Origin of the sequence: Streptomyces sp. CA-288835 (assembly GCF_050936385.1) — a bacterium.
Classification (GTDB): Bacteria; Actinomycetota; Actinomycetes; order Streptomycetales; family Streptomycetaceae; genus Streptomyces.
Genome location: NZ_JBNJMW010000001.1, coordinates 2,858,984 through 2,883,543 on the forward strand (window position 1 = coordinate 2,858,984; position 24,560 = coordinate 2,883,543).

13 protein-coding genes are annotated in these 24,560 nt (G+C 69.8%); 3 read left to right on the forward strand and 10 right to left on the reverse strand.

Going from position 1 to position 24,560, the window contains the following annotated elements; genetic code table 11:
* Positions 1-59 precede the first annotated feature (59 nt).
* Positions 60-1,997, reverse strand: coding sequence for an acyl-CoA dehydrogenase family protein (locus ACQEVY_RS12850; protein ID WP_432947926.1), 1,938 nt, complete (start codon positions 1,995-1,997; stop codon positions 60-62).
* 599 nt (positions 1,998-2,596) lie between these two features.
* On the opposite strand from ACQEVY_RS12850, the gene ACQEVY_RS12855 reads away from it, so the two are divergent.
* Together ACQEVY_RS12855 and ACQEVY_RS12860 are read left to right on the forward strand one after the other, a co-directional pair.
* A complete protein-coding gene (locus ACQEVY_RS12855; RefSeq protein ID WP_432947928.1) occupies positions 2,597-3,610 on the forward strand; it encodes a LacI family DNA-binding transcriptional regulator in 1,014 nt (337 codons plus the stop codon).
* A gap of 67 nt (positions 3,611-3,677) precedes the next feature.
* Complete coding sequence (locus tag ACQEVY_RS12860) at positions 3,678-5,729, forward strand: glycoside hydrolase family 31 protein (protein WP_432947930.1); 2,052 nt, start codon at positions 3,678-3,680, stop codon at positions 5,727-5,729.
* 71 nt (positions 5,730-5,800) lie between these two features.
* Here the strand turns inward: ACQEVY_RS12860 and ACQEVY_RS12865 are convergent, their stop codons facing one another.
* The 6 genes from ACQEVY_RS12865 to ACQEVY_RS12890 all read right to left on the reverse strand — a co-directional run bounded on the left by ACQEVY_RS12865 (position 5,801) and on the right by ACQEVY_RS12890 (position 14,835).
* Positions 5,801-6,514, reverse strand: coding sequence for a glycoside hydrolase family 12 protein (locus ACQEVY_RS12865; protein WP_432947932.1), 714 nt, complete (start codon positions 6,512-6,514; stop codon positions 5,801-5,803).
* Between the two features lie 127 nt (positions 6,515-6,641).
* Positions 6,642-8,645 carry a beta-galactosidase gene (locus tag ACQEVY_RS12870; RefSeq protein WP_432947934.1) on the reverse strand — a complete coding sequence of 668 codons (2,004 nt, stop codon included), beginning with the start codon at positions 8,643-8,645 and terminating at the stop codon, positions 6,642-6,644.
* On the reverse strand, positions 8,645-10,876 hold the full coding sequence (locus ACQEVY_RS12875) for a 1,4-beta-glucanase (RefSeq protein WP_432947936.1): 2,232 nt from the start codon (positions 10,874-10,876) through the stop codon (positions 8,645-8,647). The genes ACQEVY_RS12870 and ACQEVY_RS12875 overlap by 1 nt, the downstream gene beginning before the upstream one ends.
* 226 nt (positions 10,877-11,102) lie before the next feature.
* Positions 11,103-12,056: a carbohydrate ABC transporter permease gene (locus ACQEVY_RS12880; protein WP_432947938.1), complete on the reverse strand. Its 954-nt coding sequence runs from the start codon at positions 12,054-12,056 to the stop codon at positions 11,103-11,105.
* Positions 12,053-13,132, reverse strand: coding sequence for an ABC transporter permease (locus ACQEVY_RS12885; RefSeq protein ID WP_432947940.1), 1,080 nt, complete (start codon positions 13,130-13,132; stop codon positions 12,053-12,055). The genes ACQEVY_RS12880 and ACQEVY_RS12885 overlap by 4 nt, the downstream gene beginning before the upstream one ends.
* Positions 13,133-13,158: 26 nt before the next feature.
* Complete coding sequence (locus ACQEVY_RS12890) at positions 13,159-14,835, reverse strand: extracellular solute-binding protein (protein WP_432947942.1); 1,677 nt, start codon at positions 14,833-14,835, stop codon at positions 13,159-13,161.
* Between the two features lie 365 nt (positions 14,836-15,200).
* Between ACQEVY_RS12890 and ACQEVY_RS12895 the strand changes: the two genes are divergently transcribed.
* On the forward strand, positions 15,201-18,116 hold the full coding sequence (locus ACQEVY_RS12895) for a glycoside hydrolase family 3 C-terminal domain-containing protein (RefSeq protein WP_432947944.1): 2,916 nt from the start codon (positions 15,201-15,203) through the stop codon (positions 18,114-18,116).
* A gap of 190 nt (positions 18,117-18,306) precedes the next feature.
* On the opposite strand, the gene ACQEVY_RS12900 is transcribed toward ACQEVY_RS12895, so the two are convergent.
* The 3 genes from ACQEVY_RS12900 to ACQEVY_RS12910 form a co-directional block, all read right to left on the reverse strand.
* Positions 18,307-19,782 (reverse strand): aldehyde dehydrogenase family protein, encoded by a 1,476-nt coding sequence (locus ACQEVY_RS12900; RefSeq protein ID WP_432947946.1) that lies wholly within the window; start codon positions 19,780-19,782, stop codon positions 18,307-18,309.
* A gap of 718 nt (positions 19,783-20,500) precedes the next feature.
* Positions 20,501-22,174, reverse strand: a complete 1,674-nt coding sequence (locus ACQEVY_RS12905) for a PucR family transcriptional regulator (RefSeq protein ID WP_432947948.1) — start codon at positions 22,172-22,174, stop codon at positions 20,501-20,503.
* A 216-nt stretch (positions 22,175-22,390) separates the two neighbouring features.
* Positions 22,391-24,502 carry an ATP-binding protein gene (locus tag ACQEVY_RS12910; RefSeq protein ID WP_432947950.1) on the reverse strand — a complete coding sequence of 704 codons (2,112 nt, stop codon included), beginning with the start codon at positions 24,500-24,502 and terminating at the stop codon, positions 22,391-22,393.
* Between the last annotated feature and the right edge of the window lie 58 nt (positions 24,503-24,560).

Genomic DNA, 24,560 nt, shown 5'->3' on the forward strand with positions numbered 1-24,560 from the left:
TTCGGCCCGGCAAGCAACAGAATGACCACGGGGACGTCAGTGCACTCCTGGGGAAAAGGTCAGCGAATGGGGCGGTGGACGTTGTCCCGTTTCGCCGGCCCGGGAGTCGCGTCCGCGATCCAGGCGCCGTCACCGGAGGGGTCGATGACGCCCTCCTCCAGCCAGGTGTACGTACCGCCGAGGACGCCCTTGACCACCTTGTGGTCGAGGTCGTCGGTGTTGCTCCACAGCCGGCCGAAGAGTTCCTCGACCCGGATACGGGACTGGCGGCAGAAGGCGTCGGCGAGCTGGTAGGCCTCGCGGCCGTGCTCCCCGGTGGTGCGCAGGTGCTCGGCGCGTACGCAGGCCGCGCTCATCGCGAACAGTTCGGCGCCGATGTCGACGATCCGGCCGAGGAAGCCCTGCTTGGTCTCCATACGGCCCTGCCAGCGCGACATGGCGTAGAAGGTGGACCGGGCCAGCTTGCGGGCCGACCGCTCCACGTAACGGAGGTGACCGGACAGGTCGAGGTGGCCCTCCGGGTGGAAGTCCGCGTACGAGCGCGGGAGTTGACCGGGCCCCGCGACCAGCTTGGGCAGCCACTTGGCGTAGAACACACCGGCGTTCGCGCCCGCCTTCGCCTTGTCCTGGAGGGTCTTCTCCGGGTCGATGAGGTCGCCCGCGACCTTCAGATGGGCGTCGACGGCCTCGCGTGCGATCAGCAGGTGCATGATCTCGGTCGAGCCCTCGAAGATGCGGTTGATGCGCAGGTCGCGCAGGATCTGCTCGGCCGGGACTGCGCGTTCGCCGCGGGCCGCGAGGGACTCGGCGGTCTCGAAGCCGCGTCCGCCGCGGATCTGGACCAGCTCGTCGGCCATCAGCCAGGCCATCTCGGAGCCGTACAGCTTCGCGAGAGCCGCCTCGATACGGATGTCGTTGCGGTCCTCGTCGGCCATCTGCGAGGACAGGTCGAGTACGGCCTCCAGGGCGAAGGTCGTCGCCGCGATGAAGGAGATCTTCGAGCCCACGGCCTCATGGAAGGCCACCGGCTTGCCCCACTGCTCACGTGCGGCGGACCATTCGCGGGCGATCTTCAGACACCACTTGCCCGCGCCCACGCACATGGCGGGCAGGGACAGCCGCCCGGTGTTCAGCGTCGTCAGCGCGATCTTGAGACCCGCACCCTCCGGGCCGATGCGGTTGGCCGCCGGGACGCGGACCTGGTGGAAGCGCGTGACGCCGTTCTCCAGGCCGCGCAGGCCCATGAAGGCGTTGCGGTTCTCTACGGTGACGCCCTCGGAGGCGGACTCCACGACGAAGGCGGTGATGCCGCCCTTGTGGCCCTCGGACTTCGGCACCCGCGCCATGACGACGAGGAGGTCCGCGACGACGCCGTTGGTCGTCCAGAGCTTCACGCCGTCGAGGATGTACGAGTCGCCGTCCGGGACCGCCGTGGTGGCGAGCCGTGCCGGGTCGGAGCCCACGTCCGGCTCGGTCAGCAGGAAGGCCGAGATGTCGGTACGGGCGCAGCGCGGCAGGAAGGTGTCCTTCTGCTCCTGAGTGCCGAAGAGCTTCAGCGGCTGCGGTACGCCGATCGACTGATGCGCGGAGAGCAGCGCGCCGACCGCCGGGTTCGCTGAACCCACCAGAGCGAGCGCCTTGTTGTAGTACACCTGGGTGAGGCCGAGGCCACCGTACTTGGTGTCGATCTTCATGCCGAGAGCGCCGAGCTCCTTGAGCCCGTTGATCGTCTCGTCCGGGATCTGCGCCTCGCGCTCGATCCGGGCCCCGTCGATCTTCGTCTCGCAGAAGTCGCGCAGTTTGGCGAGGAACTCCTCGCCGCGCTGCGCGTCCTCGTCGGCGGGCATCGGGTGCGGATGGATCAGATCGAGCCGGAAGCGGCCGAGGAACAGCTCCTTGGCGAAGCTGGGCTTTCGCCAGTCCTGCTCACGTGCGGCCTCCGCCACCTGGCGCGCTTCGCGTTCGGTGACGGCGGGCTTCTTGGTTGGTGCGGACATGAGGGGCTTCACCTCGCCGCGAGTCGGGATCTTCGGAACAGTTTGGTTACTGGCCGGTGCTACTGGATCGTATGTACCCGATTACGGGCAACGCCACCAGTCCTGGCGCACCTCCCCGCCGGATGAGCTCCTCCGTAAGAGCCCGGGTTTCAGCCGATGTCCAGCAACTTGTGCCGTACGAGTGCCTGGGTGAAGTCGTCGAGATTGAGGGTGGCCTTGCTTGTCCTGCCGGTTGAGCCACACCATGATCTCGTCGGTGGACTGGTCCTGCCAGTCGGCGCCACCGGACAGGTGGAAGGTTGCCGCGGGATCCTTAGGCTGGGCCGAGCCGGCCCCGTTGGGGCGGCGCGCAAGGATTTTACGGGGCCGCAGGGCCCCGTCAGGGGCGCGGGGAACTGCGCGACCAGCCCAACACAACCCGCACACGCCCGCAAACCCCATCGAACCACCCCCGTAGGCGCCCTGCGAAACCGACGGAGTCGAAGCGCTTCGACAAAGTATGGACACGTAGCGTCCACCAAGCTACTGTCGAGCCACCCCCGCTCGAAAGCAACCAACACCCGCGCTGTCGAAGCGCTTCACACACCTTGGAGAGCTGGATGGTCACCCTCGCCGAGGTCGCCCAGCACGCCGGAGTCTCGGCCAGCACGGTGAGCTATGTACTCAGCGGCAAGCGATCCATCTCCGTGGGCACCCGGCAGCGAGTCGAGCAAAGCATCCAGGAGCTCGGCTACCACCCCAACGCGGGCGCCAGGGCGCTGGCAAGCAACCGCTCCAACATCATCGCGCTGATGGTTCCGCTCCGTACGGACATGTACGTACCCGTGATGATGGAGATCGCCATCGCGGTGGCGACCACCGCCCGCACCCACGGTTACGACGTGCTGCTGCTCACCGGCGAGGAAGGCCCCGACGCCGTACGCCGCGTCACCGGCAGCGGTCTCGCCGACGCGATGATCCTGATGGACGTCGAACTCGACGACGAGCGGCTGCCGTTGCTACGCGGCACCGACCAGCCCTCTGTCCTCATCGGACTGCCCGCCGACACCAGCGGCCTGACCTGCGTCGACCTCGACTTCGGTGCGACGGGCGCCCTGTGCGTCGAGCATCTGGCCATGCTCGGGCATCGCGACATCGCTGTCATAGGCGAGGCGCCCGCGGTCTACGAGCGCCACACGGGCTTCGCCGAGCGCACCCTCGACGGACTGCGTTCCCGCAGCCGCGAGCTCGGGCTGCGGCTGCTGCACCGGCCCTGTGAGGGCGGGTACGACGCGATGGCCGTGACCCTGGCGCGGATCTTCGACGAGCGCCCGGGCACCACGGGCTTCGTCGTGCAGAACGAGTCCGCGGTGGAGCCGCTGCTCGGGCTCCTGCGCCAGCAGGGCCGGGCCGTCCCCGAGGACGTGTCGGTGGTCGCTGTCTGCCCGGACCAGGTCGCCACGCAGGCATCGGTGCGGCTGACCTCCGTCGCCATCCCCGCACAGGAGATGGGACGCAACGCCGTGGAACTGCTGGTCGCCAAGCTCGACGGCCGCGGCACCGACGAAGTCGTCCTGATCGCACCGGAGTTGACGACACGGGCCAGCACGGGGCCGGCGCCCGCGAAGTCCTAGGCACCACCCGGTCACGGCCTCGCAAGGCACCCCCACCCCGCCTTAACTCCTGCAGGGAGCAGCCCACGTGAATCAGCCTGCCGAGACCCAGCCCCAGCAAGGGACGGTCAGCCTCGCCCAGTCCTCCCCCACCGTCGGCACGTTCCGCGAGCGCGACGGCGCCCTGGAGTGGAGCGGCCGTCAGGAGACCGTACGCGTCGAGCCATGGGGCCCGGACGCGGTGCGGGTCCGGGCGCGGCTCGGCGGCCCGGTCGTCGAGGGTCTGCCGGGCGCGCTGCTCGACGAGGCTCCCGCCACCGAGGCGAGCGTCAAGATCGAGGACGGGCGCGGTCTGCTGACCGTCGGCGCGCTCACGGTCGAGGTCACAGCCGAGGGCCTCCTGCGCTTCACCCGTACCGACGACGGCTCGGAACTCCTCACCGAGGAGCGCGCCCACTTCTGGTGGCCGGGTCCGCGCCTCTTCACCCCCGTCGGCAACGGCTACCACCGCCTTGAGCAGCGCTTTTCCGCGTACGAGGGCGAGAAGCTGTTCGGCCTCGGCCAGCACCAGCACGGGATGCTCGACCAGAAGGGCGCCGTCCTCGATCTCGTGCAGCGCAACGCCGAGGTCAGCATCCCGGTGCTCACCTCCAGCCGCGGCTACACCCTGCTGTGGAACAGCCCGGCGATCGGCCGCGTGGAGCTGGCGGGCAACGGCACGCGCTGGGTGGCGGACTCGGCGCGGCAGATCGACTACTGGATCACGGCGGGCCACCCGGCGGACGCCCAGCGCCGCTACAGCGCGGTGACCGGCCGTACGCCGATGCTGCCCGAGTGGGCCGCGGGCTTCTGGCAGTGCAAGCTGCGCTATCGCACGCAGGACGAACTCCTCGCCGTGGCAAGGGAGTACAAACGCCGCGGGCTCCCCCTGGGCGTCATCGTCTGCGACTTCTTCCACTGGACGCATCTGGGCGAGTGGAAGTTCGACCCTGCCGAGTGGCCCGATCCTGCGGCGATGGTGCGGGAGTTGGACGAGCTCGGCGTCAAGCTGGTCGTGTCGGTGTGGCCGTCGGTGTCCCCGCTCTCCGAGAACCACGACCTCATGGAGCAGCGCGGCTACTTCATCGGCACGCAGTACGGCCCGATGGCGCACGCCGACTGGCCCGACAAGGAGGTCGCCTCCACGGTCCAGGTCGCCTTCTACGACGCGACGAATCCCGAAGCGCGCGACTTCATGTGGTCGAAGGTCCGCGACAACTACCTCACGCCGTACGGCATTCAGTCCTTCTGGCTGGACGCCTGTGAGCCGGAGATCAAGCCGGGCTTCCAGGAGAACCTGCGCTATTGGGCGGGCCCCGGGCTTGAGGTCGGAAATCTCTACCCGCGCGAGAACGCCCGTGCCTTCTACGAGGGCATGGTGGCCGCAGGCGAGACCGAGGTCGTGACCCTCAACCGCTCGGCGTGGGCGGGCAGTCAGCGTTACGGCGCCGCCCTGTGGTCCGGCGACATCGGCACCGACTTCGCGACCCTGCGCCGCCAGATCGCGGCGGGCCTCAACACGGCGCTGTCCGGCATCCCTTGGTGGAACACCGACATCGGCGGCTTCCACGGCGGCGACCCGGACGATCCGGCGTACCAGGAGGTCATGGTCCGCTGGTTCCAGTTCGGCGCGCTGTCCCCGCTGATGCGTCTGCACGGCTTCCGCGACCCGGGCATGCCGCTCGGCCCGGCCATGACCGGCGGTCCGAACGAGGTCTGGTCATACGGCGAGAAGGCCGCCGCGATCATGGAGAAGTACCTGCGGCTGCGTGAGCGCCTCAAGCCGTACGTCCTGGATGTGATGCGTGCGGCTCACGAGGAGGGGCTGCCGGTGATGCGCCCGCTGTTCCTCGAGTTCCCCGAGGACCAGGCGACCTGGTCGGTGGACGACGCGTACCTCTTCGGCCCGGATCTGCTGGTCGCGCCGGTGCTGACGGCGAGCGCGACGGCCCGTACCGCCTATCTCCCGGCGGGCGCGCGCTGGACCGACGCGTGGACCGGTGAGACGTACGAGGGCGGCGCGGCCGTGACCGTCGACGCCCCGCTGGACCGCATTCCGCTGTTCCTGCGGGACGGTGCGCGGCTGCCCGTAGCGGAGTAGCCGCGTACACACGAGTGCGGCCGGGCCTGGGGAGGACCGGCCGCACTCTTATGTCTGGGCTTGCTCCTGGATCAACTGCTGCTGACGGTCAGGTTGTTGGTGCGGAAGTCCAGACCGCCGGACGACGAGGTGATCTCGTAGCCGAACTGGACGTCACCGATGGTCTCGTTGCCCATCCAGCCCTTGGTGTCCTTGATCCACTTGAGGATCGGGAGCATGTCGACGTTGCCGGAGTTCGAGTCCGAGGTGCGCAGGAACGAGAACACCTCGTTGGATCCGTTGCTGCCCTTGTAGACATTCCAGGTGTGGCCGCCGAGGGTGACGCTGCCCTGCGAGGTGCCGATCGGGCCGACGGCTCCGTTGTAGTTCACCCAGAGCATGATCTCGTAGTCGTAGTCGGTGTCCCAGATGTCGTACGAGGAGTTGTACGCGCCCGAGGACGGGACCGTGACGTTGTAGCTGCTGGTGAGCGAGCGGAGCGAGGTGATCGACTTGTTGATCACCTTCTTGGAGTTGGGGTAGGACTTGATGCCGCCGGTGTTGGGGTGGTTGGCCCAGGCGCCCCAGTTGGTGCCGGAGTTGGCCCACATGCACTGGCTGCCGGCTCCGGAGCCCCAGACGTTGTTGTAGAGCGTGTAGCCGTTGAGGCTGGTGTTGCCCCACTGGTCGCAGGAGTTCCAGACGGCGGCCGAGGCGGGCGCGGAGGCGAGGCCGATGGTGGCGCCGAGTGCGAGTGCGGGGGCGATGAGGGCCTTGGCGACCCTTCTGCGGGTGCGTGTTGCCATGGCTGTCCCTTCCATGGGTGGGGGGAAATGCTGTGGATCTACCACGCCTCCAGGAGGAGGTCGCGGTCTTCTCCGGCGCGCGGGGAGAACGGTCGCGCGGCCGGGATGAAGTCCTGGGTTCGGGTGTTCACGGCGCGAGCACCGCCGCTCCGTAGCGCGCCAACTCCACGGGGCCGGTGACCTGTTCGCCGGTGAGGAGGTCCCGGTGGGTGCCCGGCACCTCCACGGTGACCGTCTCGCGTCCGTGGTTGAACACGAAGAGCAGCTCGCCCCGGCGTACGGCCTCGACCTGCGCGGGAAGGCCGTCGAGTGGCGGCCGGACTCCCGCACCGGCCGCCACGTCCGCCAACAGGTCGCGGAGCGCGGGCGGTTCGGGCAGCGTCGAGACGTACCAGGCGCGCCCTTTGCGCAGCAGCGCCGGTAGACCGTCCAACTCGCCGCCCTTGTACGGGACGACCAGCTCGGCGTCCCCCGCCGCCTCAAGCTCCTCGGACCACAACGTCCCGCGGAAACCGTCGCATTCGACGCTCTCCTCGGCATCGAGCGGCCACCACTCGTGCAGCGTGCGAATGCCGAAGAGTTCCCGCAGCCGCGCGTCCATGCCGCCCGGGCGCACCCGGTCGTCCTCGTCCGCGACTCCGGTCAGGAATCCGCAGACGAGGGTGCCCCCGGCTCGTACGTACGACAGGAGATTGTCGATCGCGGCGTCTGTGAGCAGGTACAACTGCGGGACGACGACCAGCTTGTACGGGGACAGGTCGTGCTCGGGGTGGGCGAAGTCGGTGGTGAGGTGGGCCTCCCACAGGGCGCGATGCCAGGCGCGTACGACCTGCGGATAGTCGACCTCGGAGGAGAGGCGGCCGTCCTGGTCGCCCGCCCACCAGGCGTTCCACTCGTGCAGAATCGCGACATCGGCCTTTATGCGGCTGTCGGTCACTTCGGGGGCGAGCGCGGCGAGTTCGGCGCCGAGCCGTTTGACCTCCTGGTAGGTGCGTCCCTCCTCCCCCGCGTGACTGACCATCCCGGAGTGGAACTTTTCCGCGCCCTGCCGGGACTGCCGCCACTGGAAGTAGCAGACGGCGTCGGCGCCGCGGGCGACGGCCTGGAGCGACCAGAGGCGGTTCATGCCGCGCGGCTTGGGGTGGTTGACGCCCCGCCAGTTGACCGGTCCGGCCGCCTGTTCCATGAGCATCCACGGTCCGCCGCGGGCCTGGGAGCGCGTCATGTCCTGGATGAGGGCGCCGTTCTGGGCGCCGAAGGGGTCGCGAGGGTCCGGGTATATGTCGACGGAGACGAGGTCCTCCTCCTGGGCCCATCTCCAGGCGTCCTGCCCGACCCACATCGGCATGAAGTTGGTGGTGACCGGGATGTGGGGGGTGTGCCGGCGGACGATGTCGCGCTCGGCGACGTAGCACTCCAGGAGCATGTCGGAGGTGTAGCGCTTGAAGTCCAGTACCTGTGTGGGGTTCTTGAGGTAGTGGGCGTGGCGGGGTGGCAGGACCTCGTCCCAGTCTCCGTAGCCCTGGCTCCAGAAGGCCGTTCCCCAGGCGGTGTTGAGGGCGTCGAGCGTGCCGTACTTGTTCTGGAGCCAGCGGCGGAAGGTGGTGGCGGCCTCGTCGCCCCAGTCGTAGGTGCAGTACTCGTTGTTGATGTGCCACATCGTGAGGGCGGGATGGCTGCCGTAACGGGCGGCCAGGTCCTCGGTGATGGCGGCGGCGTAACGGCGGTACGTGGCGCTGGAGTGCGAGAAGTGCTGGCGGCCGCCCCACCACTCGGTGCGGCCGTCCTCGTCGCGGGGCAGGGTGTCGGGGTGCAGGCGGCCCATCCAGGGCGGGGGTGAGGAGGTGGGCGTGGCGAGGACGACGCCGATGCCGTTGTCGTGCATGAGGTCCATCAGCCGGTCGAGCCAGCCGAACTCCCTTGCTTCGGGCCGGGGTTCGAGCTTCGCCCAGGAGAAGACGCCGAGGGTGACGGAGTTGACGCCGGCCGCCTTCATGAGGCGTACGTCCTCGTGCCAGGTCTCCTCGGGCCACTGCTCGGGGTTGTAGTCGCCGCCGAAGAGGATGCGGCCGCGGGTGGCGTCGGCGAGGCTCGGCCTCTGGTGCGGGTGCGGGTGCGGGTGCGGGGGCATCAGGCCGGGTCCCCGTACTGGATGCCGCGTCCGTTGGTGGCGATGTAGACGCGGCCGTGGACGCGCGGGTCGCCGGTGATCGTCTCGCCGATCCAGCCCCACTGGTGGGCGTCGTCGTTGATACGGACCCAGGTCCTGGCCCCGTCGTCGGAGCGGAGGACGCCGGTGACGGACCCCGCCTCGATCGCGCCGACCTGGTAGATCGCGGGGTAGTCGGCGCGGCGGGCTGCCTTGCCGAAGCCGAGGCAGTGGGAGGAACGGCAGCTCGCGACCTTCGAGAAGGCGGCGCCGCCGTCGGTGGACCGGAAGAGGCCGTTCTCCTTCGCGGAAACCCACAGGTCACCGGTGCGTCCTGGGGCCGCCACCACCTTGAACTGGGCGTCCCCGGACGGCAGTCCGCTCGCACGGGCCGTGAAGGAACGGCCACTGTCAGTGCTGGCGTATAGCGTTCCTGTGTCGGTGTCGTATGCGTAGAAGAGCGTCGGGTCGGCCGGGTCGGCGACCGGCGTGGCGCCCTTCGGGAAGGAGGAGACCTCGGACCAGGTCGCGCCGTTGTCCGTGGAGCGGTGGACTGCGTACTTCGTGCCGTCCCAGTGCACGAAGGACCACAACAGCGTGCTGCCGTCGGCGTTGGTGGCGATCGGCCCCGGTGCGTCCTTGGCGATGTCCGGCTGGGCCTTGAAGGGCGCCCAGGTCCGGCCGCCGTCGTTCGAGTACGCGCCGTTGCCGTTGTCACCAAAGCCCGCCCGGACGACGTACGACGGCTTGGCCGCGGCCTGCGCGAGTCCCGTCGCCGACCCGAACACGGGGTTCGCCGCCATGCCGCGCGACGGAGACGCCGTGAGCCGCTCGTGGTACATCACGCCGATGTCACCGAGCCCGCTCAGCAGATGCGCCTCCCCGACCGGGGGCGAGATCAGCTGACGCACGGACGTCTCCTCCAGGCCGCGGATCTGTGGCGCCCAGCGCTTGAGGTCGCGGGTGCCGTAGACGGTCGCCCCGGTCCCGTACACGATGTGCTTCGAGTCGTACGGGTCCAGGGCGAGCGCCTGGATCCACCAGCCGAACTTCGGCTTGTCACCACCCCAGTTGAGGAAGGGAGTCTCGGATACGTCGAACACGGCAGCGTCCTTGAGGGACGTCCAGGTACGGCCGCCGTCGGTGGTCCGGAACAGTGTGTCGATGGCCGCCCAGCGGTTGTTGGTGGACACGACGACGGTGCCCGGGCGGCGGGCGTCGACGGCGACTCCGCCGTAGGCGAAGTTGTCCGCCGAGCCGTCTTCCGTGGTGCCGCCAGGCTGCACGGGGGTCACCTCGGTCCACTTGCCGGTGGCGGTGCGCAGCTTGTGCACGCTGCCGTCGGACTGGCCGTTGGGCCCGGGTGCGTCGGCGTACGTCACGTACAGCTCGTGGGTGTGCCTGTCGTACGCGGCCCGGATCGGGATCTTGACCGAGGCGCCGGAGGGTTGCCCGGGCACGGCCTCCCAGGTCGTGCCGTCGGCGGTGCGGTACAGGTTCGCCGTGCCGGACGTGCCGTCGCCGTCACCCCAGCCGGCGTAGACGGACCGCCCGGCCGCGACGAGGAACGTCACGCCCTGCCCGGAGGCGTTCGCCTTGGCCGGAAAGTCGGTCACGGCTGCCCAAGTGGCGCCCCGGTCGGTCGACTTGAGCAACCCGTCGTGCCGGGTGCCCAGCCACAGGGTGTCGCTGTCGCGCGGGTCGACGAGGAGACGTTCGCCGGTACCGCGCCCGTCCTCGTTGGCGCCGAGCTTCACGGTCAGGTCGGTGCGGGACCAGGTGGCGCCGCGGTCGTCGGAGCGCAGGACGGCTCCGTTACCGGCCCAGGGCTGGGCGTAGGTGCCGAGGGAGAGGTACAGCCGGTTCGGGTGCTTGGGGTCGACGGCCATCGCCTCCACACCGAGGAGGTTCCAGTCGTCCCAGCCGAGGTGATCGGTGAGCGGCGTCCAGCGGGCGGCCCGGTCGTCCCAGCGGTAGGGGCCACCGATGTCGGTACGGGCGTAGGCGAGCCCGCGCACGGAGGGGTGGAACAGCACGCCGGTGATGAATCCGGTACCGCCGATGACGACGTTGCGCCAGCGGTAGCGGGGGGCGCCGGCCGGCGATGGGGCGGGGGCTGGGGCTGCCTGTGCCAGGGGGCTGACGGCGGAGAGCGCGGCGGCAGCGGCGGTCCCGGCGAGGACGACGCGTCTGCTGGGGCTGGGCGTGCGCATGACATACCTCGTTCTGGGGGTGTGAAGGGCGGGGGGCGCCCTGTTCAAAGTCGGGGTTCGGGGCGCGCCCCTTCAGGGGCGCGGGGCTGTGTCAATTTGCGGCTCCGCCGCGCGGGCGCGACCAGCCACGAACGGCCCGCAGTTCACAACGGACCGGCAGCTCCGGGCTCGCCCCGCGGTTCGGCGCGGCGGGTTCAGGAGCCGGAGGAAAGCGGGCTGACCGGAGTCAGCCTTTGACCGCTCCGGTCAACATGCCCTTCTTGAAATGCCGCTGCACAAACGGCGAAAGCACAGCCACCGGAATAAGCGCCAGCACCATCACGGCCATCTGCAAAGCCAGAGCGGACAGCTCACCCGTGTTGACCTGGGCGGAGAGACCGACCGGCCGTTCCTGCTTCTGCACCAGCTGAATCATGACGTTCTGCAACGGCATCATGTCCTGGTCGGTCAGATAGATCGACGCGTTGAACCAGGCGCTCCAGTAACCCACCGCGTAGAAGAGCGCGATCACCGCGAGCACCGCACGGGACAGCGGCATCACGATCGTCCACAGGATGCGCCAGTCGCCGGCCCCGTCGATGCGGGCGCTGTCGATGAGTTCCTGGGAGATGCCCATGAAGAACGCCCGCAGGACAAGGATGTTGAAGACGCTCACCGCGCTGGGGAGGATCAGCGCGAGGTAGGTGTCGGTGAGCCCGAGCCCCTGCACCAGCAGGTACGTCGGGATCAGGCCCGCGCCGAAGAACATGGTCGCCAGCAGCGTCATCAGGATCCCGCGGTGGGCGAGCGAGCCGCTGCGCGAGAGGCCGTATGCGCACAGCACCGACACGGCCATGCTGAACAGCGTGCCGACCAGGGTCACTCCGACGCTGACCAGTGCGGCGCGCTGGACCTGGCCGCCGCTGAGGAGTTCCTGGTAGGCGACGAAGGTGATGCCCTTGGGGATCACCACCAGTCCGCCGGCCTCGTCGATGGTCTTCTTCGACTGGAGGCTGGTGACGATGACGATCCACAGCGGGAAGAGGATCGCCAGGCAGGCGAGGCTCAGGACGAGACCCTTGCCCGCAAGGCCGACCTTGGCCGGCTCCTCCTCCCAGACCGGGCGGGGAGGGGCCGCCCAGGGACTCGGCTTCTTCGCCGCCGGCTTCTCGTCGGCCGGCTTGTCGAGGACAGCGCTCACTTCTTGTACACCCCCTGCTCACCCATGAGATGGGCGACCTTGTTGGCGGTCAGCACCAGTGCCAGGCCGACGAAGCCCTTGACGAGTCCTGCGGCGGCGGCATAGCTGAAGTCCTGGTTGCGGATGCCGTTCCACCACACGTAGGTGTCGAGCACATCGGAGGCGGCGACGCCCACCGCCTGCCGTTGGAGCAGCAGTTGCTCGAAGCCGACGGTGAGGGCGTCACCGACGCGCAGCACCAACAGCAGAGCGATCACCGGGCGCAGGGCGGGCAGCGTGATGTGCCACATGCGCCGCCAGCGTCCGGCGCCGTCCATGGCGGCGGCCTCGTACAGGTCGTTGGAGACGGACGACAGTGCCGCGAGGAAGACGATGATGCCCCAGCCCGCGTCCTTCCAGACCATCTCCAGCGTGACCAGGTACTTGAAGGTCTCCGGGTTGGTCATCAGGTCGAAGCCCTCGTAGCCGTGCTGGCGGAGGGTCTGCGCGATGATGCCCGCGCCGCCGAAGATCTGCATGAAGACGGTGACGACGAGGACCCAGGAGAAGAAGTGCGGCAGGTACATGATCGCCTGGGCGAGCGCCCGTACCCGGGGCCTGACCACGCTGTTGATGAGGAGCGCCAGCAGGATCGGGATCGGGAAGAACAGGATCAACTGCAGGAAGAACAGCACGAATGTGTTCTGCACCGCGTGCCAGAAGGCCGAGTCCGCAAAGATCCGCTCGAACTGCTCGAAGCCGATCCAGGGGCTCTGGAAGATGGCGACGAAGCCGTTCTCGCTGAGGTACGGGTCGTAGTCCTGGAAGGCGACCACGTTGCCGAGGATCGGTACGTAGTTGAAGACCAGGATCAGCAGCACCGCCGGCAGGGTCATCAGGATCAGCGTGCGGTCGCGCTTGAACCGGAGCCGGAGGCTCAGCTTCCCCCGGTGCTTGTCCTCGCGCGACCGGGACCGCGACCCGGACCGGGATCGCGGCCGGAACCGGGAGCGGCGTCCGGCGCCGTCGGACGTCGCCGGATCCTCCGCGGGGGTCTTCGCCTCGGCCCTGGACCGGGGCACCGTGCTGTGGGACACGGTCTTCTCCTCGCCTCAGCCCCGGGTCAGTTCGCCGACCCGTTGTCGTCGAGCAGCTTCTTGTACCAGTCGCGCAGGTCGTCGCCGCCCTTCTTCTTCCAGTCGGACACGGCCTGCTGCACATCGCTGATCTTCTTGCGGCCGCGCACGACGTCGTCCTCGAGCTGCTCGAAGTCGTCGGCGAGGTTGGCCCAGCGGTTGGGCTCGGTGACGTACAGGCCGAAGAAGGAGGACTTCTTGGTGAAGGCGCCCATCCGCTGCTGCCACTCGACCATGCCCTTGGTGACCTCGGGGAAGTCGATGTTGGCGACGTACGGGGCGGGGTTGCCGGTGTAGTCGTAGGCGCCGTTGACCTCGTTGACGCCCTGGGTCGTCTTGACCGGCAGGCCCTTCTTGGTCTCGTAGTCGACGCCCTCGACGCCGTACGCGGTGAGCATGAACTCCTTGGTGCCGTACGGCGCGGCGCAGAAGTTGCAGAGGGCCAGGAAGTCCTTGATCTGCGTCTCGGTCGCCTTCTTGCTGATGAAGGTGAAGATGTTGGCGGGCTGGACCGCCCACAGCGTCGGGTCGCCGCCGTCCGGGCCGAAGTAGTCGAACGCGGCCATGTCGAAGTCCGGGTTCTGGGTGGCCTGTTCGGCGGTCTTGCCCCACCAGTCGGAGATGTTGTTGTTGTAGACCAGCACCTCGCCGGCGGTGAAACGGTTGCCCGAGGTGCCGCCGTCCTTGCCGCTGACCGCGTCCGGGTGGACCACCTTGGCCGCGTAGAGCTTGCGCGTCCACTCCAGGGCTTCGAGGTACTGCTCGGTCTCGACGCGGTTGATCAGCTTGCCGTCCTGCAGGTTCCACCACAGCGCCTTGTCGCTGCCCGACAGGCATCCGAAGATGTTGAACGCCGACCACTTCATGTCGTCGCAGGCCCAGAGCTTCGACTTGGGGTCGTTCACTTCCTTCGCCCAGGACAGGAACTCGTCGGGGCTGGTGGGGAGGCTGTAGCCCTTCTCCTTGAACAGGTCCCTGCGGTACATGGGCGCGATGTCCGTGACGTACGAGGCGGGCATCGGGATCGCCCGCAGCTGACCGCCGAAGATGCCGCGCTGCCAGGCCTCGGTGGGGACGGCCGCGAGGTTCGGGTAGTCCCTGACCTTGTCGCCGGACAGATACGGGCCGAGGTCGGCGAACTTGGCGTTGATGGCGCTGGGTATCCGGCCCATCATGTTCCAGCCCGGCACGGTCACCACGTCGGGGATGTTGTTGCCGGCGAGGACCGCGCCGAGCTTCTGGTCGTAGGTGACGCCGTCCTGGTTCTGCCAGGTGACGTCGACGCCGATGGCCTCGTTCATGGCCTTGTAGTACGGGTTGTCGGTCTTCGGCGGGGTGCCGAAGAACGGCGACAGGATCGTGAGCTTGCCGCCGCTGCCCATCTTCTTGGGCACCGACGTCTTCAGCTCGGCCGTGGGGATCGCCTTGGTGAAACCGGCCGCCGAGCCGTTCTTCGCCGGGATGTCGGGCGCCACCACGGTCGACGCCACATAGGCCGGGAGGAGCTTCGCGGCGTCCTTGCCGGACGTGGTGCCTTCCTTGCGGCCCTCCTGCGAGCCGCCGCAGGCGGACAGCAGCGGCACGCCTCCGGCCACCGCGGCGGCGGCGACCGCCGTGGAGGCGAGGAAGCTTCTCCGGCTGGGGGCGGAGGTGTTCGGCGTCATTGCGTCAACCCTTCATGGCGCACAGCAGGACACCCGGCGGAGAGGTCGTCGGCTGTGGTGTCTTGAGTGGAACTGGCTGAGCTGAAGCGAAGCTCGGAGGAACTGTGACCGCAGGTGCGGCCTGTTCGACCAGTCGAAGCGCTTCGATGTTGCTGCGAGGTTAAGTGAACACCCAAGGGTGCACAAGAGTCGTTCCGAACATTCCTCCGAGGCGCAAAGGACTGAACCTGTCTGATCTGGGCCTTGTAAGGCCCGAGAGGATGCGGAGATGTTGCCGCGGGATGTCTTGACACCCACCCTCCGGTCGAATGAGCATCGAAGCGCTTCGAAAGCTCTTCATCGCTCCTCCACAAAGGGATGCCAGCGTGACCGCACAAACGCCGCCTTTCCGCGACTCGCAGCTGCCGTTCGCGAAGCGCGTCGACGATCTCCTGTCGCGGCTCACCGTGGCCGAACGCGTCGCGCTGCTGCACCAGTTCGCGCCCGCCGTGGAGCGACTCGGCGTCGCCGCGTTCCGCACCGGCCAGGAGGCGCTGCACGGCGTGGCCTGGATGGGCCCGGCCACCGTGTTCCCGCAGGCGGTGGGGCTCGGCGCGACCTGGAACGAGGAGCTCGTACGCCGCGTAGGCGAGGCCGTCTCCACCGAAACCCGCGCGATGCGCGCCCGCGACGACCGCGTGGGCCTCAACGTCTGGGCCCCCACGGTCAACCTCTTGCGCCACCCCCTCTGGGGCCGCAACGAGGAGGGCTACTCCGAAGACCCCAAGCTCACCTCGGCGATCGCGACGGCGTACACCCGCGGCCTGCGCGGCGACCACCCCGCGTACTGGCGCACGGCCCCCGTCCTCAAGCACTGGCTCGCGCACAACAACGAGACGCAGCGGGACATCACCTCGTCGTCCGTCCGCCCCCGCGTCCTGCACGAGTACGACCTGCGCGCCTTCCGCGCGGCCGTCGAGGCGGGCACGGTGGCCGGCGTGATGCCCGCGTACAACCTGGTCAACGGCCGCCCCAACCACGTATCGCCGTATCTGAACGAGCACCTGCGCACCTGGACGGACCAGGACCTCCTGGTCTGCTCGGACGCGGGCGCGCCCTCCAACCTGGTCGACTCCGAGCACTACTTCGACACCCACGAGGAGGCGACCGCCGCCGCCCTGCGCGCCGGCGTGGACAGCTTCACTGACCACGGCACGGACAGCTCGAAGATCGTCGAACGCGTCCAGGGCGCCCTGGACCAGGGCCTGTTGACCGAGGCGGACGTCGATACGGCGGTCCGCCGCCAGCTCGCGGTCCGCTTCCGGCTCGGCGAGTTCGACCCGCACCTGGACCCGTACGCGGACACGAAGGCCTTCGACACCCCGGCCCACCGCGCCCTCGCCCAGGAGGCCGCGGAACAGGCGATCGTCCTCCTCAAGAACGACGACCTGCTGCCCCTCGCCGAAGGCACCCGCATCGCCGTGGTCGGCCTCCTCGCCGACGAGTGCAAGCTCGACTGGTACAGCGGCACGCTCATCCACCGTTCCACACCCCTGGAGGGCCTGTACGAGCGCTTCGGCGCCGAACACGTCGACTTCGCGGAGGGCGTGGACCGCGTACGCCTGAAGACCTCGGCCGGTACGTATCTGAGCGTGCCCCTCGCCGACGATGTGACCGACGAAGTCCGCGGCGCCGAGGGCGCGCTGGACCCGGCCCTCCTCGCGGGCCGCACCGACCTGCCCCCGCTGACCACCGACGTCACCGGTACGGACCTCGCGCTGATCGACTGGGGCGACGGCGTCCTCACTCTCCGCGCCCCCGACGGCCGCTACCTCTCCGTGGCCGACGACGGCTACGTACGGGCGTCGGCGGACCAGCCCGGCGGCTGGATCGTCCAGGAGACATTCCGCCTGGAACCCCTGGAACCCCTGGAACCCAGTGATTCCCACGCGAACGGGCACCTCCTGAAGCACCTGGGGACTGGTCGGTACGTCACTGTCGCCGCCGAAGGCGTGAAGGTTGCCGCCGACGATCCGCGCGACGCGGAGGTGTTCGAGGTGATCGTCACGGAGCGCGGCGAGGACGCGGTGACGCGGGCCGCCGCCACGGCGGACGTGGTGGTCGTGGTCGCGGGCAACGACCCGCACATCAACGGCCGCGAGACGGAGGACCGTACGACGCTCCGCCTCCCCGAGCACCAAGAGCGGCTGCTGCGGGCCGCGCGTGCCGCGAACGCGAACACGGCCTTGGCCCTCGTCTCCGCCTACCCGTACACGGTGGATCCCGAAGGCCTCGGTGCCTTGCTATGGACGGCCCACGGCGGCCAGGCAGCCGGCACCGCCCTGGCCCGCGTCCTGGCGGGCGACGTCTCCCCGGCCGGCCGCCTCCCACAGACGTGGTACGCCTCCGACGCGGACCTCCCCGATCTCCTCGACTACGACGTGATCGGCAGCCGCCAGACGTACCTCTACTTCGAGGGCACCCCGCTCTTCCCGTTCGGCCACGGCCTGTCGTACGCGTCCTTCGTCTACGACGGCCTTCAAGTCGAGCCGGGCGATGGCGCGTTGAAGGCCTCCGTCACGGTCAAGAACACGAGCGGAGTGGGCGCCGACGAGGTCGTCCAGCTCTACACGCGCGCTGTGCACCCCTCGGTCCCGCGCCCGCGCCGGGAGCTGGCGGCGCACCGCCGAGTCCACCTGGCCCCCGGCGCCTCCGCCGAGCTCGCCTTCGAACTCCCGCTGCACACCTTCGAGTTCTGGGATGTGGCACACGGCAGGTGGCGGCTGGAGCCGGGAGCGTACGAGGTGCTCGTGGGCGCGTCCAGCGAGGACATCCGCCTGCGCTGCACGATCGACCTCGACGGCACTCCCGCACCTCCCCGTCCGATCCTCGAACTCGGCCTGAACGCCGCCGACTTCGACGAGCAGCGGGGGGCAGAGATCGTCGACCGGACGAAGGTGTCGGGGGACGCGGTGACGCCGGCGGGCGGGAGTGAGGGTGCGGGTGCGAGTGCAGGCGCGGGTGCGGCCGAACTGCTCTTCCGGGCCTGCGACTTCGGGGGCGGTGCGGGTGTGGTTTCCGTCGAGGCGGCGGGTGAGGGTTCGGTCGAGGTGGCGCTGGTGGATGGCCGGGGGCCGACGGACGGCCGAGTGCTGGCGCGGCTGGACATCCCGGCGACAACGGGTCCGTACGACTACACCACCGTGACCGGGCCGGTGACGACGCACGTCACCGGGGTTCACGACCTGCACATCAGGCTGCGCGGCCGGGTTCGGCTCGCGCGCGTCGGCTTCTCCGGTTGAGGGTCCGGACCAGGTCGACGCACACGGAGGGCCCGGCACCGGAAGGCATCGGTGCCGGGCCCCTTCATCCCGGGATACGGGTTGAGCCTACATGAAAACGATTGTCACAAGCCAGGGGTAGCTGAGTTGTCGGCTTGTGGCCGAGTTGCGGGCTAGAGGCTGAGTCGTGGGCTTGAGGCTGAGTTCTGGGCTAGAGGTCGAGCCCGGTCAGCACCATGACTCGCTCGTAGGTGTAGTCCTCCATCGCGAACTTCACGCCCTCGCGCCCGACGCCGGACTGCTTCACTCCGCCGTACGGCATCTGGTCAGCGCGATACGAGGGGACGTCGCCGATGATCACGCCGCCGACCTCCAGCCCCCGGTGCGCGCGGAAGGCGGTCTGCAGGTCGTGGGTGAACACCCCTGCCTGGAGGCCGTACTTGGAGTCGTTGACGGCGGCGAAGGCGGCGGCCTCTCCGTCCACCTTCTGCAGGGTGAGGACGGGCCCGAAGACCTCCTCGCAGTACAGGGTGACGTCGGTGGGCACATCGGCGAGAACGGTCGGCGCGTACGTGGCCCCGTCGCGTTTGCCGCCGGTCAGCAGCCGGGCTCCCGCCGCGACCGCCTCGTCGACCCACGCCTCCACGCGCTCGGCGGCGGCTTCGCTGACGAGCGGGCCGACGTCGGTCACCTCGTCTGAGGGGTCCCCGGTCACCTGAGCCTCGACAGCGGCGATGATGCGGGGCACCAGCCGGTCGTACACGGAGGCGTCGGCGATCACTCGCTGGACGGAAATGCAGGACTGGCCGCCCTGGTAGTTGGAGAAGGTGGCGATACGGGTTGCCGCCCAGTCCAGGTCCTCGTCACTGGCGTAGTCGGCGAGGACGACGGCGGCGCCGTTTCCGCCGAGTTCCAGGGTGCAGTGTTTGCGCGGCACCGAGTCCATGATCGAATAGCCGACCTTCTCGGAGCCGGTGAACGAGATGACGGGCAGGCGCTCGTCCTGTACGAGGGCGGGCATGCGGTCGTTGGCAACGGGGAGGATGCTCCACGCTCCGCTGGGCAGCTTGGTCCCGGTTGCGCTCTCGGCTTCGGCTTCAGCTTCGGCGAGCAGTTCGCCGATCAACAGGCCTGAGAGCGGGGTCGCGGGGGCGGGCTTGAGGATGATCGGGACGCCTGCGGCGATGGCTGGGGCGATCTTGTGGGCACAGAGGTTCAGGGGGAAGTTGAAGGGTGCGATGCCGAGGACGGCGCCCTTGGGGAAGCGGCGCGTGACGGCCAGCCGTCCTTGTCCGGCGGGGTCGGTGTCGAGGCGCTGGGCCTCGCCGCCGTTGAACCGCCGGGCTTCCTCGGCCGCGAACCGGAACACGGAGACGGCCCTGCCGACTTCTCCGCGGGCCCACTTGAGCGGCTTTCCGTTCTCGGCGGAGATCAGGCGGGCGATCTCCTCGCCTCGCTCGCGGAGGCGGCGGGATACGTGGTCGAGGGTGGCGGCGCGGATGTGGGCCGGGGTGGCGGCGAACTCGTCACGGGCGGCGTGCGCGGCGGCGACGGCCTCGTCGACCTGCGCGTCACTAGGCACGCTCACGGTCCCGACGACGCGGCCGTCCCAGGGGGACGTCACCTCGAACGTGGTGTCACCTGTGGCCTGGCGGCCGGCGAGCCAGAAGGCGTGCGTGTCTTTCATGGGGTCCGGCCTTTCGGTTTGGGGTGGCGTTGTACGCCCCCACGGTAGGCCTGCCCGCCTGGGCGGGTCGTTTGTCCGGCCTGTACCACTCGCCGTGGTCGGTGCTCCACTTTGTCAGCTGTAGGGTGCGTACGGCGGTGGGGCGGCTGCGGGTTGAGTGTGGCTGGTCGCGCCCACGCGGCGGAGCCGCATATGTCACAGCCTCGCGCCCCTTGGGTTTGTGGTGGGTGCGGGGCCGCGTCGGGGGTGTCCGTCCTCGGACCGGCGCGCGTTGCTGTTGGCTGGTGGAGGGTGCCGGTGTTGGCGCGCCGGCCGCTGCGGGCGCACACCCCCGCCCCGTCCCCTTGCCGCCGCGGGCGGCTGCGGGGCCATGGGGGTCCGGGCTCCCTCCGGGCGGCCTTCCGGGCCGCGGGCTTGCCCGGGGCGCGGACTATTTCGGGTCGCGGGCTATTTCGGTTCGCTTGCTCGTCGGGGTGCGGGCAGTCGCAGGCTGTTTAGGGGCGCGGGGAACTGCGCGACAAGCCACGACGCACCCGCAGCCGCGACACGACTGTCACCCCCCACCCCGGTAGGCACCCCACCCACCCGCGGCAGGCGCGCACCCGCCGAAGGCACCCCACCCACCCGCCGGAGGCAGCGGGCCTGGGGCGCAGCCCCCCACGCGGCGGAGCCGCAAATTGATACAGCCGGGAAGGGGCGGGGCTGGGGAAAAATCCGCCTAACTGCCGGACGCGGACGTCTTCAGAGCAAGCCAAAGCTCCATCCGCGTATCCGGATCGTCCAGCGAGCGTCCGAGGATCTCCTCGACCCGCCGCATCCGGTAGCGCAACGTATGCCGATGCACCCCAAGGTCCGCCGCAGCCGCATCCCACTGCCCATGGCGGGACAACCAGGCCCGCAACGAAGCCACCAAGTCCCCCCGCCCCGTGGCGTCATGCTCATGCAACGCCCGCAACAAGCCGTCAGCGAACGCCCGCACGGCGTCGTCCGCAAGCAACGGCACCACAGACCCCGCCGCCAACTCCTCGTGCTCAACCAGCACCCGCCCCCGCCGCCGCGCAACGGACAGCGCCTGCTCGGCCTGCTTATAGGCAGCCGCCGCGGCAATGGGACCGGCGGGAGCCGACAGCCCGACCACCAGCTCGTCGTCGTCCCCGCCCTGCTCAGCGGAACCCCGCTCGGCCAGCAGCGCCTCCGCGTACTGGGCGCACGACGCAACCACCGCGCCCCCGTCAGCGGCCAACACCACCAGCCGCTCCCCATCGGGCACAACCAGCACGGCCTCCCCCGACCGAGCAGCGGCGGCCTCAACCACCTCCGCGAACCCAACCACCGGATCCCCCTCGGCTTCGGCCACGCCGACGTCGGCCCCCGAAGCCGAGGGTGAGGCCGAGACGAGCCCCCCACCCACACCCCGCCCCCGCGTCCCCGGCACCGCCCCAGCCTCCGCAAGGATCACCCGATACGGAGCATCGAGCAGCTCCCCGTACAGATCCCCCGCGGCGGCCCGCGCATGGTCCGGCTGCCCCGCCAGCAACATGCGCAGCACAGCCGCCCCGATCCGCTGCTCCGCGGCATACAACGACCGCGACCGCTCCGTCGTGAGCGTCAGCAGGGCGATCGCGGAATGCACGGCGTACCGCTCGGCCGTACCCAGCGCCGCGGCGGTACCCACGGCCAGCACCCCCAGCGGCCGCTTCCCCGTCCCCAACGAGTGCAACTCAACGCGGTCCTCGTCCTCACCCTCCTCGGAGGACCCCCCGACGACGGAACTGGCCGGCAAGGGACGCTCCCACAACCGCTCCACCTCGGCGGTGAGCAGAGCCGCCCGTCGCCCCGCCCACTCGGGCGCCGTCGCGACGACGGCGCCGGTCGCGTCGTACAGGGCGGCCCAGCCGTCGACCTGCGAGGCCAGCGCGGCCAGCAGGCCCTCGGGTCCCTCGCTCAACGCCCGCTTGGTCAGCTCGCGTTGGGCGGCGAAGCCGGCGGTCACGGCGCGGTACTGATCGGCGGCGATCGCGGCGGAGACGGCTTTGCTGATAGCGAGGAAAGGGGTGGGCCGCGGGACTTCGAGGAGCGGCAGACCCTCGCTCTCCGCGGCGTCGACCAGTGCCTTCGGGATCTCCTCGTAGTGGAGCCCGACGCCGAACCCGATCCCCGCAACCCCCGCCCCCGCGAGCCGCTTCACATAGCGCCGCATGGCCTCGGGGTTCTCCGCCTCCAGCTTGAGCGCGGTGATCAGGAGCAGCTCCCCGCCCTCCATGTACGGCACGGGGTCGGCGAGTTCGCTGGCATGGGCCCAGCGGACGGGCCGGTCCAGGTGCTCCTCGCCCGCGCGCACGGTGAGTTTGAGCGCCGAGTGCTGGACGAGCGAGGCGAGCGTCGGGGGCATGGGACCTTCAGGTCTTCCTGGCGAGGCCTTCACCGAAGCGGCGGAAGTGCCGTGACTGGCAGAGAGTGTGATCTTTTGGCCGCCACGTATGAACGACCTGTGTCGATTCTGCCTTACTGTACGGTGACCGCGTCACCTTATGTCCAGATGTCCTGCCACCTGTCGGACTGATCGGTCTCGGCGAAGTGAGGCACGCCCACGCCGCCGCGGGACCGCTCAGCCGCGTAGATCCACCAGCAGCGGCGGCGCATGCTCCCCGCGCACGCTCGTGAGCGACAGCACCGCATGCCCGGGCGGAACGGCGTGCGCCAGATCGGAGGCGGACCACCGCTCACGTTCGACCTGGCGGACGGTGACGGCCCGTGCGGTGGGGGCGCGTCCCGTGATCACGCGGCGCAGTGCGTGGGCGGTTTTGCCAAGCGGGGTCTCGGCGATGATCTGCCGGTCGGTGACATCCGTCGCCTCGGTCCACTCCTTGCCCCACACCTCGGCGAAGTCCTGCCCGTCCCAGGGGGTGAGCCCGGACAGCGCCATCCGGCAGCCGATCGCCCCGAGCAGCGGGGACCTGAGCGGCCGCGGCACATCGTCGAGCGTACGCAGGGTCATGACCACCCCGGCGTTGGCCGACCGCAGCCGCTGGACGCCTCGTACGGCCTCGGGAGTGACGACGCCCGTCGCGTCGTCCAGCACCAGACACGCGAACAGCGACCGGTCCTCGCGTACCGCCACGCTCGCCGTGAACTGCGCGAGCACCAGCCGCGCGAGGATCCGCGAGGCGTCGGCGTGACCGCGTTCGGGCAGGTCGATGCGGACCCGCACCGGGTGGTCCAGGGTGCGGAGGGAGAAGGGCCGGGACTGACCGGACGTATCGAAGAAACCGGCGAAGGCGGGCCGGTCCAGCAGTGCCACTCGATCGGCCAGTACTCCGCCGACATCGCCCGGCTGCCCCAACTGCCGTTCCCGGGCGTCGAGTTCGCGCAGCAGCGACTCCTGTCCGGCCTCCGTGAGCGCCTTGCGCAGCGCGCCGAGCTGGCCGGGCGCGCCGTCGAGGAGCTGCCGCAGTTCGGGTACGGAGGGGAAGCGCCCGTGAACCGCGCGATACGGCCCGAGGAGTTGGGCGAGCACGGTGGTGGAGCGGCGGTGGTCTCCACCGGGGTGCGGATCGGTGAGGTCGCCGACCAGTGCCTCGGCGAGTACGGCCGCCGCCTCGTCGGGGTCAGTGGTGCCGCCGTACAGGTCGAGGTCGTAGACGGACTCGGGGTTTCCGACCCGTACGACGACGTCATACGCGTCCGCTGGCCCGAGCCCCGCGCCCGCGGCACCGACCACGACGACGGCGGCCCGTCCGGCGAGCGCGTGCAGGCACAGCGACTCGGCGAGCGGCCAGACGACACCGCTGGTCTTGCCGGATCCGGCGGGGCCGACGGCGAGCAGGGAGGTGCAGAGGAGTTCGGGGCCGACGCCGAGTCCGGTGCCGCGGTAGGCGTACGGATTGCGCGGGTCGTCGGCGGTCGTGCCGAGCCGGACCTGCCCGGTGACGAGGTCGTGCTGGGCGAGGCGGCCGGGAAGGTCACGCGCACCGGAAGGGTGCAGACAGGCGGCGGCGCCGTCTTTGAGCACGGCGCCGGTGAAGGTGGCGAGACTGTGCCGACCGCTGCGTACGCCCTGCCAGGCGCGGGTGATGCGGGCATGGTCGACGTCGCGCATCAGCCCGGAGCGGGCCTCGGCGGCGAGCCGTTCGGCGGCTTCGGTGGCTCCGGCGTCGCGGAGGCCGGGCCACTCGGCGGGGTCCCGCTCGGGCGGCGGCGCGACCGGCCGCTCCCGCTGCCTTCGCAGGCGTGACGTGACGAACCGGCGCCATACCTCGCCCCAGCGGCCGAGGCGTCCGACACTGACCATGATCATCAGGGCCACGACGGTGTACCAGGTGTAGCTGAGAATGACGCGACTGTACGAGCCCGGCCCCGCCCAGGAGTCAGGAACCATCGCGTAGAGCGGCACCAGCCACCAGCCGCCCAGGTAGCCGTTCCACAGCAGTGACCAGATCAGCCATCCCACGAGGAAGGCGATCAGCGCGCCGCTGAGCAACTGCCGGTTCGAGACGACCTCCGGTTCCTCGTCCGGCCGCGGCCGGTGTCCGAATCGCCACACCCCCGGCGCCGCCTCGGGCCGTGGCGCCCGCAGCCAGGCCAGGAAGGCGGAGCCGTCCGGCATCGGCGGCGTGCCCGGCGCCTGCGCGGGCCGTGGTGGTACCTGAGGCGGCCCCGCCGGGCGCGGCACACGATCGGCGTGTGTGCCCCGTGCGTCCTGCGTGCCGTCGCTGTCCATCGCCCTTGTCCCCTGACCAGCCGTTCGATCCACCATCAGCGAGCCAATCTAATGCCCC

Excerpts from the sequence above, each read along its gene's own strand:
- ACQEVY_RS12850 (WP_432947926.1), bottom strand. The coding sequence starts at position 1,997 with ATGTCCGCACCAACCAAGAAGCCCGCCGTCACCGAACGCGAAGCGCGC.
- ACQEVY_RS12855 (WP_432947928.1), top strand. The coding sequence starts at position 2,597 with ATGGTCACCCTCGCCGAGGTCGCCCAGCACGCCGGAGTCTCGGCCAGC.
- ACQEVY_RS12865 (WP_432947932.1), bottom strand. The coding sequence starts at position 6,514 with ATGGCAACACGCACCCGCAGAAGGGTCGCCAAGGCCCTCATCGCCCCC.
- ACQEVY_RS12870 (WP_432947934.1), bottom strand. The coding sequence starts at position 8,645 with ATGCCCCCGCACCCGCACCCGCACCCGCACCAGAGGCCGAGCCTCGCC.
- ACQEVY_RS12875 (WP_432947936.1), bottom strand. The coding sequence starts at position 10,876 with ATGCGCACGCCCAGCCCCAGCAGACGCGTCGTCCTCGCCGGGACCGCC.
- ACQEVY_RS12890 (WP_432947942.1), bottom strand. The coding sequence starts at position 14,835 with ATGACGCCGAACACCTCCGCCCCCAGCCGGAGAAGCTTCCTCGCCTCC.
- ACQEVY_RS12900 (WP_432947946.1), bottom strand. The coding sequence starts at position 19,782 with ATGAAAGACACGCACGCCTTCTGGCTCGCCGGCCGCCAGGCCACAGGT.
- ACQEVY_RS12905 (WP_432947948.1), bottom strand. The coding sequence starts at position 22,174 with ATGCCCCCGACGCTCGCCTCGCTCGTCCAGCACTCGGCGCTCAAACTC.
- ACQEVY_RS12910 (WP_432947950.1), bottom strand. The coding sequence starts at position 24,502 with ATGGACAGCGACGGCACGCAGGACGCACGGGGCACACACGCCGATCGT.